Annotated in this window: 8 protein-coding genes and 1 pseudogene; 4 read left to right on the top strand and 5 right to left on the bottom strand. The window is 71.3% G+C overall.

Annotated features, from left to right (window positions below; translation table 11 throughout):
• The 4 genes and pseudogenes from GT354_RS54620 to GT354_RS28830 all read left to right on the top strand — a co-directional run.
• A pseudogene (locus GT354_RS54620) lies at positions 1-205 on the top strand (hypothetical protein); the annotation flags it as partial.
• Positions 206-548: 343 nt separating this feature from the next.
• Positions 549-1,391 carry a phosphotransferase gene (locus tag GT354_RS28840; RefSeq protein ID WP_237535555.1) on the top strand — a complete coding sequence of 281 codons (843 nt, stop codon included), beginning with the start codon at positions 549-551 and terminating at the stop codon, positions 1,389-1,391.
• Between the two features lie 155 nt (positions 1,392-1,546).
• A complete protein-coding gene (locus tag GT354_RS28835; protein WP_161359307.1) occupies positions 1,547-2,419 on the top strand; it encodes a hypothetical protein in 873 nt (290 codons plus the stop codon).
• A 417-nt stretch (positions 2,420-2,836) separates the two neighbouring features.
• Positions 2,837-3,463: a hypothetical protein gene (locus GT354_RS28830; RefSeq protein WP_161359306.1), complete on the top strand. Its 627-nt coding sequence runs from the start codon at positions 2,837-2,839 to the stop codon at positions 3,461-3,463.
• A gap of 84 nt (positions 3,464-3,547) precedes the next feature.
• On the opposite strand, the gene GT354_RS28825 is transcribed toward GT354_RS28830, so the two are convergent.
• The 5 genes from GT354_RS28825 to GT354_RS28805 form a co-directional block, all read right to left on the bottom strand.
• Positions 3,548-4,951, bottom strand: a complete 1,404-nt coding sequence (locus GT354_RS28825) for an FAD-dependent oxidoreductase (RefSeq protein ID WP_346012224.1) — start codon at positions 4,949-4,951, stop codon at positions 3,548-3,550.
• Between the two features lie 590 nt (positions 4,952-5,541).
• Positions 5,542-7,287, bottom strand: a complete 1,746-nt coding sequence (locus GT354_RS28820) for a DUF885 domain-containing protein (protein ID WP_202512429.1) — start codon at positions 7,285-7,287, stop codon at positions 5,542-5,544.
• Positions 7,288-7,450: 163 nt separating this feature from the next.
• On the bottom strand, positions 7,451-8,725 hold the full coding sequence (locus GT354_RS28815) for an amidohydrolase family protein (RefSeq protein WP_161359303.1): 1,275 nt from the start codon (positions 8,723-8,725) through the stop codon (positions 7,451-7,453).
• A gap of 12 nt (positions 8,726-8,737) precedes the next feature.
• Positions 8,738-9,703, bottom strand: a complete 966-nt coding sequence (locus tag GT354_RS28810) for an ABC transporter permease (RefSeq protein WP_161359302.1) — start codon at positions 9,701-9,703, stop codon at positions 8,738-8,740.
• Positions 9,700-10,635, bottom strand: coding sequence for an ABC transporter permease (locus GT354_RS28805; protein ID WP_202512428.1), 936 nt, complete (start codon positions 10,633-10,635; stop codon positions 9,700-9,702). Before GT354_RS28805 ends, GT354_RS28810 begins: the two co-directional genes overlap by 4 nt.
• Positions 10,636-10,808 lie beyond the last annotated feature (173 nt).

The following is a 10,808-nucleotide window of genomic DNA, read 5'->3' as shown; positions in this document are numbered from 1 at the left end:
GGCACTGGCCGGGCCCGGGCTACGCTCGGAGGCGCGATGGACGCGCCTCGCCCGGGACACGGACCTGCGGAACGCCCCGGTGTGGATCGTCGACTCGATCCCGCTCGGGTGCGCCCGCTCGCGTCCCGGCATTCGACGCTCCGACCTGGCCGGACGAGCGAAGTACCGCTACCACGCCTCGCATTCGCGATTCCGAGGCTCGCGATTCCGAGATTCGAGTCTCACGCGTGCCCCACGCAGTCGGCCCGTCGTCGGCTCGTTGTCGGCCCGCAGTCGGCTCGCTGTCGACATCGGCCGGCCACGGGACGCGCTGGTGGGGTCGCCGGTGCCGAGAACTGCGGGCGGGTGCATCGTTTCGGCTGTGGATGTCCGGCCCGTGGTTACGCTCGTACGCGGCCACCGGCCCGGAGTGCTCTACATCGCCGTAGTCACGGGCGCGGCGAGGGCGGACACCGGACGGCAGCCTCACTCGGCGGGAGCAAGTCGAGAAACCGCGCAGCCCGGGCCGACGATGACCATCGGCCCGGGCACAACCGGGAGGAGTCCTCATGAGCGAGGCGAAGCGGATGGACGAAGAAGTACTGGCCGGAGGCGGCGTCAACCATGTCGTGCGGATCGGGTCGACCGTTCGGCGGCCCGCAGGGCCTTGGACCCGCACGGTCCACGCTCTGCTCGATCACCTACGGGATGTCGGGTTCGCCGGCGCCCCACGCGCTCACGGCTTCGATACCGACGGCCGGGAGATACTCGACTTCCTCCCCGGCCACGTCTGCGATTATCCGCTGCCGGATTACGTCCGATCGGACGCGGCCCTGCAAGCCGTGGCCGTGCTGTTGCGCGACTACCACGACGCCACCGCCGGCTTCACTCCTGCGGCGGATGCCGCCTGGTACTGGCCCGGCCGCGAGCCTGCCGAGGTGATCTGCCACGGCGATGTCGCCGCCTACAACTGTGTCTTTCGCGACGGAAGGCCGTTCGCGTTCATCGACTTCGACACCGCCCACCCCGGCCCCCGCGTCTGGGATCTCGCCTACGCCGCCTATCGGTTCGTGCCCCTGACCGATCCGGGCAACGACGACTTCACCCTGCCCGTCGAGGAACAGGCCCGCCGCCTCCGCCTTTTCGCGGACGCCTACCGGCTCGACGACAAAAATCGCGCAGCGATGGCAACCACGGCCCAGGACCGCTTGGAACACCTGGTCCGCCACATGCACGCACAAGCCGACGCCGGCAACGCCGCGTTCGCCGAGCACATCGCCGCCGGACACGACGCCCTCTACCGCACCGACGCGGCCCACATCGCCCGCCACGCGACGACATTGACGGCAACGTTGCTGCGAAGCGCCCCCACCGGTGAACCGCCGTCGTCCCCGCGCTCCGCTGAGCCGTAGTCGACGCGGGCGACGGCGATGGCCACGGCCACGGCGAATCCGGCGGCGAGGCGTGCGAAGGGGCCGGGATTCGCGCGTGCGCACTCCCATGTCGTCGCGTCCGAACGGCTTTCGCCCGCCGGTCTCTTGACGAAGCCTCAGGTATCTTCGGGCACATGGTCGCAGGGGGAACGCCGACATCGGTACAGGGTGTGGTCCTACCGGGGCGTGGGGGAGCGGCGCGACTCGACGGGGATCGGGTCGAGTTCCGACACGGCCGGACGATCAGGCGCTTCGCGCTGCGCGCGGTGGACCGGATCGTGAAGACGCCGGACCGCCGGGTGACCGCGCACCTGCGCAACGGGCAGTGGTTCACCGTCCGGTATCGGCAGGAGCATGCGGCCGATGCGTTCGTGAACGTGCTCACCGACCGAGTGCGCGCTGTCGGGCCGGTGCCCCCCGGCGAAGCCATCTCGATACATACGATGCGCGCGGGGCCGAGCTTCGATCCGCACTCGCCGTTCGTACGGGGATCCTTGTGGGTCATGGGCTACTCGGCCGGGCTCGCCCTGTTGGTGTGGGCCGCCGTCGCCACGCGCTCGAACGCTGCCGGGGCAAGCGTGTTTTGGGTCGGATTCTGGTACTTCTCGTTCGGACCATGGTTTGTGCGGGCTGGATGGCGGCGGTTCCTGCGCGAATGGATCATTCTGTGGCGTCGTGGCATCTCCGTGCCGGCGACGGTCGAAGGATTGCAGCGACGGCCGCGGGAGTCGTTCGGCTACCCGGTCTACGCGTTCACCGCCGTCGACGGGATCGCGCACACGTCAGTCTCGTGGATGGGCGTGACGCGACCGCGTACCGAGACGACCCGCGACGTGCGCTACGACCCCCGAAACCCCGGGCGGGTGCTCGGCGCCGTGGGGACGAGCTACATCGTCTACTGGCTGGTGTTCGGGGGCTTCGGACTCGCGGTGAGCGCCGGAGCGGCCCTGGTGGCCGTCGACGTACTGCTCGGCGTGTTCGGCGCCGAGTTCCTGGATCTGGGCTGAACCCACCCGGATTCACCGCCGGCCGACGGGCCGGCCCATCGACGCGACCGACCAACCGACGCCACCCGCTTGGGGCTCGGTCACAGTCACGGTATCGATCGTCACGGAAATGGCGCTTTCGTGCACACGGCACGCCGGGAGCCGCGATCATGTGCGCAGACCGGGCGGAAGCTCACCCGCCGCGCAGGACGTCGAGTGAAGGAGTCATCCGGTGGCGACGTCGGTTCGAGAAGTGCCAGTGGCCTTGGTGTTCGAGGCCCTGAGGCCGGCCGAATGCCGAGGGAGCCGGCCGGCGGGTGATTCGAGAGGTCGGAGTCGTCCCCGTCGTTGTGCGTCGAATTCCGCGGTGGGGTGGCGCGTGTGCGGATGCGCGGACGGCACCCGGTCCAGCCGGGCGTCGACGTGCTCGGAGGAGCGGTGAGTACGGCCCGAGAGCTGATGCCGGCGGTGCACGCGGGCACCGTGGCGTGGTGCGCGAACGTGCCGGCGGGTGATCCCGACGAGGTGGATCCGCCGCCGTACGCCGTGCTGCGTCTGCGCGCCGGGGATTCCGAGGCGGGGTGCGTGGCGTTGACCCGGCGGCGGTTCGAGCGGCTGGTCCTGTGGTTCACCGGGGGCGGGCCCTATGGGGACACGACGCCCGAACCGGACTACCTCGCGCACCTCATGGAGCGCAGTTGGTCGCTTGCCCCCGACGAGGTGCCCGACGGATGCATCGTGGTGTGCGACGGTGCGGGAGTCGAGGCCGGGCGCGTACCACTGACCGTCGACCACATCGCCTGTGTCGTCCGCGACCTGTGCGAGGCCACCGCGTTCGAGGCGGCCGCTCTTCCCTGGGAGAAGGCGGCCAAGCCGGGACCGGGGACACGCGTACGCGTCACGGCGCCGGGCTCCTGGTACGGACAGCGCGGCACGGTGGCCAAGGTGCACGTCGTCGACCCCTTCCCCGACTTGGCTTTCCGATACGTGATCCGCCTCGACGGCGTCCCGGTCCGCGAACCGACCCTGGAGCGCGAGGAGTTCGACGCCCGATCCGACGAGTGAGGCGCGGATCGCCGACCGCGGCCCGTTCCGCGGCCCGTTCCGCGTCCCATCTCGCGACCCGCCCCGAGACTCGTTCCCCCCGACTCAGGCACGCGCCACCGACTGTGGGAACGTGAACACCTGATCCGGGTCGTAGTGTCGCGACACCGCCTTCAGCCGAGCCAGGTTCTCGCCGTAGTAGGCGGTACCCCAGTCGGGCAGACTCGCGTCGATGTAGTTGACGTACGCGCCCGTCGCGCCCAGCGCCCCGAGCCCGTCCCGGACCGCGTTCACCGCGACCGTGGCCGCCGCTGCGCCGGCGGGCGTGGTGCTCGCGTAGATCTGCGCCGTGGCGAGCGCCGAGCGGTGTGGAAAGGCCGTCGCGTCGGGGGCGAGCCGGGAGACCGCGCCGCCCATCGAGTCCAGCAGCAGGTCCGTCCCGACGCGCCCGGCCATCAGCCCCACCACCGCCTGTCCGTCCAACGGAGCGGTCAGCACCCGGGACACGGCGACGAACGCGGCTCGCGGCAGCCGGCCGCCCTCGGACGTCGGGTGGCACTGCGCGAGGGTGTCGTCGGCACAGCCGGCCATGTACATCATCGCGTCGAGGTAGCTCTTGCCGTGCACGGTGCGCGAGCCCGGCTGCGTCGCGGCGGCGGTGACCAACCGGTCCAGGAGCGGGTTCAGGGCGCTGTCCGCTCCGACGTAGCAGCCGCCCACCCGACAGGTCGGCGGCGTGCCGCCGGAGACGACGCAGTTCGACCACAGCTCCGGCGGCGCGTCCGCGACCCACTGTTGCCAGGCCCCCACCACCGAGGCGACCGAGCCGGCCGAGCCGGCCGGGAAGCGCAGCGAGAAGACGGTGAGCGCGGGCGCCGGCTCGGTGTCGAACGTGAACCGGGTGACCACGCCGAAGTTGCCGCCGCCCCCACCGCGTAGCGCCCAGTACAGGTCCGGTTCGGAGCACTCGGAGACGGTCAGTACCCGTGAGTCGGCGGTGACCACGTCGGCCGAGACCAGCCGATCGCAGGTCAGTCCGTACTTGCGCGTCAGCACCCCGATCCCGCCGCCCAGGGTCAGCCCGCCGATCCCCACGGTCGGACAGGAGCCGGCCGGCAGCAGTCGCCCGGCCTGCGCCAGCGCCGCGTAGACCTCGATCAGCCGGGCTCCCGCGCCGACCTGCACCGTCCCGTCGGACTGCACGTGGACCTGCGCCATCGGCCGCAGATCCATCACCAGCCCGCCGTTCGGCACGCTGTATCCGAGGTAGCTGTGCCCTCCGCTGCGCGCCGCGATCGGCACCTCGTGGCACCGAGCCGCGTCCAGGCAACTCTGTACATCCGCCGCGGAGGTGCACCGAGCCACCGCCGCCGGCAGTCGACCGTCGTACAGCTCGTTGTACCCGAGCCGGGCCACGCCGTATTCCTGGTCCTGAGGCAGCAACAGCCGTCCGTCGAGCCGCGTTTTCAACACCGACCAGTCCGGCGGCGCGGCCACGGACCCGGGCACCCGCCGCCCGGAAACGCCCCGCAACGGCGGCCTTTCGAACGCCGCCGCACCCCGCGCCACCCCGCCGGCCCCTGCTCCCGTCCCCGTCACCACCATCGCACCGCCAACCCCCAAAGCGGCCAAAAACCCCCGTCGATCGATCGTCATGTGCTCACATCTCCCAGCGACCCGAACCCGCCGCGTGCAGCCCACACGACCCCTCCACGCTGCCACCCCGACCCGGGGATCGACCGTCGGCGCGCCGAGTTGCGCCCATCGGAGGAGGCGAACAGGATCTCCCGGACACGTCCAGGCCGCCCACCCGCGAGGAAGTGTCGCTCCCGAAGCGGGCAGGCACTGCGGGGTGGCTCCGGCCGGGCAACGCGCTCACCGTCGGCCGGGCGGCCAGGGGTCGACTGGTGTCGTGATCAGCCGGACCGAGCGAGGTCGCCGAGGGGCCGATCGCCGGCCACGCGGCGAACGAGGTGGGCGGCGGTGGGGAGTTCCTCGTAGTGCTCTGCGCGTCGGCGTCGCCGGTCGGCGCCGAGCGGTATGTCGGAGTTCGTGCCGCGGCCGATGCCCCCGTTGTCGGTTGCGCCGCGATGCGCGGGCTAGGTCGCACTCCTTGGGTCCGTGGTTGCCCGCTCCGGCGGGTGCGGCTCCGCGGAGGTGGGGTGCGGTGGCGGTGTCGTGAGGTGACTTCGGCCGTCTCGGAAGGTTTGCCGTAGGGGGGCGAGGCCCATCGGGCCCAGGTTCAGTGCGTTCATGTGGAATTGCTTGAGGTCGAAGGCTCCCGCGAGGCGCTCCTCGGTCTCGGTGCGTATCTGTTGCCACAGGCGCGCGCCGACCTTGAAGGCCAGGGCCTGGCCCGGCCAGCCCAGGTAGCGGTCGACCTCGAATCGCGCGGTGCTCGGGTGCAGTCCGGAGACCTCGTGCAGGAATCGGGCGGCGATCTCGGGGGACCATCGGCCGGCGTCGACGACGCCGTTGGCGGCGGGGATGGGCAGGTCGAGGTGGAGGCCGATGTCGACGACGATCCGGGCCGCGCGCCAGACCTGCGCGTAGATCATGCCGAGCCGTTCCGCGGGATCGTCCAACAGACCCAATTCCACGGCCAGTTGCTCGGCGTAGTGGGCCCAGCCCTCGGCGTAGCCGTGGACGTGGCACAGGTGGCGCTGCCAGGGGTGCAGGTGCTCGTTGCCCAGAGTGACGGCGAACTGCAAATGGTGTCCCGGCAGTCCTTCGTGGTGTACGGAACTGACCTCGCGCCAGGTCGAGACGTGTTCGACGCCGGCGGGTACGGCCCACCAGACCCGCCCGGGTCGGGCGAGTCCGAGCTCCGGAGGCGTGTAGTACATGACGCCGGAGTCGGCGGCGTCCAGTCGCGCCTCGACGTTGCGCAGGCCGGGCGGGAGGTCGAAGTGCCTGCCGTCCAGGGCGTCCGTCAGCTCGTCCAGCCGGGTCTGGAGCCATTCGAGCAGCGGCCGGCCTGTCGCGATCCGCCGTCGCGGGTCGGCGTCGAGGGCCGCGAGGGCGTCGGCGAGGTCGGTGTGGCCGGTGATGTCGGCCGCCAGAGTGCGGGCTTCGCGGCCGAGTCGGGCGAGTTCGTCCCATCCCCAGGCGTACAACTCGGCGCAGTCGACGGGGGCGCCGAGGAAGGCCTGCGAGGTGATCGCGTACAACTCGGCGCCGACGCCCGTGTCTTCGGCCCGGGTCCGTTCGTCGGTGAGTTCGGTACGCAGGAAGGCGGCGAACGCGCTCATCGCCGCGCCGGCCTCGTCCGCCGCCCTCGTCGCTCGATCGCCGCCCTGGGACACCGCGGGCAGGCGCCGAAAGACGTCCGCTCCGCGTGGGTCGACCCACGCCTCGCACTGCGCGGCCAGGAGGAGGGCTTGGCGTCGCGAGATCCGGTGGCCCGCGCGCCGAGCGGACTGCAACGTCCGGCCGTACTGCCGAAGGGCTCCGGGGACGCCTGCGAGATGCCTGACCACGACCTCGGTGTCGGCTGCGGCCGTGGGCAAGTCGTCGAAGATCAGCCGCAGTTGGTGTACCGGTGTGGCCAGGGGCGCGAGCAGGGTGGTGGTGAATCCGGCCTCGTACAGCGCGCTGTCGGCGGTGAGCCGCTCGGTGAGCGCGGCGGCCAGGATCCGATCGGCCGGGGTGGTCGGCTCGTCCGTCGCACGGGCCAGTTCGCCCACCGTACGGCGGGCGAGCGCGTCCCGTTCGGCGTACGCCTCCGGGGACAGGTCCGGGATCCGATCGACATCGCACCGGCCGAGGGCGACGGCGGCCTCGGGGTCGAGGCGGGTGAGCGCGGACACGTGTGCGTCCGCGACGGCGCGGATGGCTGTCGTCACGATCATCACTTCCCATGGATCGGCGCGGTCGCGCGTGTGGCGGGCCTGCCCGACACGGCGGGCACAGCGAATGCGGCGGGCCTGCCCGACACCGCGGACACAGCGGACGCGGCGAGCCCGTCCCACCCGGCGGGCACAGCGGGTGCGGAACGGTCTGCGGGGTTCACGCTCGCGCCCCGCTCGGAATGCGGCCCAGGTCGTCGCGGTGGACGACGCCGCCCTTGATCACCAGGTGCAGGCCGCGCAACGCGGAGATGTCGTGGGCCGGGTCTCCGGTGGTGACGACGAGGTCGGCCTGTTTTCCGGGCTCCAAGGTGCCCAGCGACGCATCGGCCCCCAACCAGCGCGCGGGGCGTACGGTCGCCGAACGCAGCGCCTCCAGCGCGGACATGCCGGCTTCGACGAGGAATTCCAACTCCCGTACGGACGCCGTGGTGTCGTCGAACGGCGCGTAGGGCGGCATGTCGCTGCCCATCATGATCGACACGCCCGAGCGGAGGGCGTTGCGCGCGCTCTCCCGGTGTCGGGGTCCGGCGCCCAGCGCGCGGTCGATCATCCAGGAGGGCACGTTGTTCGCGATCAGGAAGTCCTCGCAGCGACTGACGCACAGGGTGGGCACGTACCAGACGTCGCGCGCGGCCATCAGGTCGGTGACGTCCGAGTCCATGTCGTAGCCGTGCTCGACGCAGTCCAACCCCAAGCGCACGGCCCGGGCGATGGTCTCGGCAGGACCGGCGTGCGCGGTCACCTTGCGCCCCCAGTCGTGGGCCGTGTCGATGACGGCGGCCATCTCGGCGTCGGTGAGTTGCGGGGTGCTGATCCGCGCGTGCGCACTGGCGATCCCGCCGGAGACGCACACCTTGATCAGGTCCACGCCGGCGCGCAGTTGTTCGCGGGTCGCCCGACGGAAGCCCTCCGGCCCGTCGGTCTCCAGGCCGTCGAGATCGTGACCGTGTCCGCCGGTGCAGCACAGCGCCTGCCCCGCGGTGAAGATGCGCGGGCCGTCCACGGCCCCCGCGTCGATCGCCGAGCGCAAGGCGATGTCGACGAACCGGGGCTCCCCCACCAGGCGCACCGTCGTGACGCCGGATCGCAGCGTTCGCCGGGCGGAATCGGCCATGAGGAAGGCGAGTTCGGCCGAGTCGGCGCGACCGGTCGAGTCCGCCAGGGGGCCGGGCAGACCGAGCGCGAGATGGACGTGCGAGTTGATCAGGCCGGGCAGGACGGTGTCCCCGTCCAGGTCGACGACGCGGACGCCGGGAGTGTGCGCCCGGGCCCGGGAGATCATGTCGTCGGACGGCCCGGTCGCCTGAACGGTTCCGTCCTCCCCGATCCATATCCCCTGGTCGGGTATCGAGGTCTCGGCGGTGCCGTCGAACAGCAGGGCGTTGACGAGGACGAGCGGTCGGCCGGCACCGGTCGTGGCGGGGGAAGGCAAGGGGTTCACCTTTCAGGAGACGCGGACCCTGGCGTCGAGGAGGCTGTAGAGGAGGTCGACGACGATGTTGACGACGACGACGCACGCGGCGACGAAGATCACGACGCCGATGATGACCGGGCGGTCCTGCGTGGTCACGCTGGACACCACGAGCTTGCCGATGCCCAGCAGGCCGAAGACCTGTTCGGTGACGACCGCGCCGCCGATCATGGCGCCCACGTCGGCGCCGAGTTGGGAGACGAGCGGGGTGAGGGAACTGCGCAACCCGTGTACGTAGGCCACCCGTCGCTCGGGAAGCCCCTTGGCTCGCGCGGTGCGGATGTAGTCCTCGCCGAGGGTGTCCAGCATCTGACCGCGGGTCAGCCGCGCGTACACCGCGGCGGTGACGAACGCCAGCGTGGTCCAGGGCAGCAGCAGGTGCCAGGCCCAGTCGAGGGGGTCGTCGGCCAGTGGCACGTAGCCGCCGGCGGGAATGAGCGTGATCCCGGCCTGGCTCGGCAGGTAGAAGATCAGGTAGAGCGCGAGCATGCCCAGCACGAACGTGGGGAACGACAGGCCGACCATGGTGACGATCGAGCCGACCCGGTCGCGCAGGCTTCCGGGCCTGCGTGCCGACATGATGCCCACCGGTATGCCGATGAGCAGCCACAGGACGACGGCGCCCAGCATGAGCGAGAGGGTGACCGGAAGGTGCTGGAGGATGACGTCCAGGACGGGTCGTTGGTTGCGGTAGGAGTAACCCAGGTCGCCGTGGAGAAGGTCGCCCAGGAACCGGAAGTACTGTTCGTGGAGGGGTCGGTCGAGCCCGAGGTTGCGGGTGACCTGGTCGAGGACCTCGGGGGTGGCCTGGTCGCCGGCGATGGAACGGGCCGGGTCGCCGGGCGCGAGGAAGAACAGCAGGAAGACCACGAGGCTGATCACCCAGAGCACGCCGGCGCCGTAGAGCGTGCGGATCAGGAGGTGTCGGACCGTCTTCACGTGCGTCCTCCGATCGCGCGGCCCGAGCGCGGGTCGAGCACGTCGCGCAGGCTGTCGCCGACGATGTTGAACGCGACCGTGGTGATCAGCAGGGCGAGACCGGGGATCACCACGAGCCACCACGCGACCAGGTACATGGAGTTGTTGGACGCCTCGGCGAGCATGCCGCCCCACGTGGGGGTGGGGGGTACGACGCCGACGCCGAGGAAGGACAGGGTCGACTCGAAGACGATCGCCTGAGGGATCATCAGCGTGGAGTAGATGACGATGGGCACCACGAGGTTGGGCAGGACGTCGCGGACGATGATCCGGATCCGGCTCGCGCCCAATGAGCGTGCGGCCTCGATGTATTCGCGCTCGCGGATCGAGAGGACCTGTCCGCGCACCACCCGGGCGATGGCGCCCCACGAGAACAGCGCGATCACTCCCACGCTGACCGTGGCGCTCGGGCCGACGACCGATACGAGGGCGATGGCGAACAACAGGAACGGCAGGCTCATCACGACGTCGATCAGTCGGGACAGCAGGGCGTCGGCGACGCCGCGGAAGTAGCCGGCGACGGTGCCCACGAGGACGCCGATGAACACGGCTGCCCCGGAGGCGACGACGCCGACCACGAGCGAGACGCGGCTGCCGTAGACGGCGCGAACCAGGACGTCACGGCCGAGTTGGTCGGTACCGAGCCAGAACTCCGCGTTCGGCCCGACGGGGATCCCGTCCTCGGACAGACCGGTCTCGTTGAACTGCTCGTTGGGCCCGTGTCCGGTCAGGGCCGCGATCAGCGGCGCGGCCAGGGCGAGCACGACGATGACGACCACGACGGTGGCCGCCGTCAGGAACGCGCGGTCGCGACGCAGGCGCCGCACACCGATCGCGAGTGATCCCCGAGCCTTTACCGGGGTGTCGGTCACGGGGGAGGCCGACTCGGCCACCGGGTGTCTCCTTCGGGTCGGCTTCGGGTGGGTGGTGCCGCCCGGGGCGGGCGTGTCGGGCGGTTTCATCGAGAGCCCTTCGCCGCGGTGTCGGGCGCCGTGGTGGGCGCGGTGTCGGAGGCCGAGTCGGGGGCTGCGCCGGGCGCGGTGTCGAGCCGGTGGAAGCACGCCGC

Source organism: Streptomyces sp. SID3343 (assembly GCF_009865215.1).
Taxonomy (GTDB): domain Bacteria; phylum Actinomycetota; class Actinomycetes; order Streptomycetales; family Streptomycetaceae; genus Embleya.
This window is presented reverse-complemented; position numbering and strand designations above follow the sequence as displayed.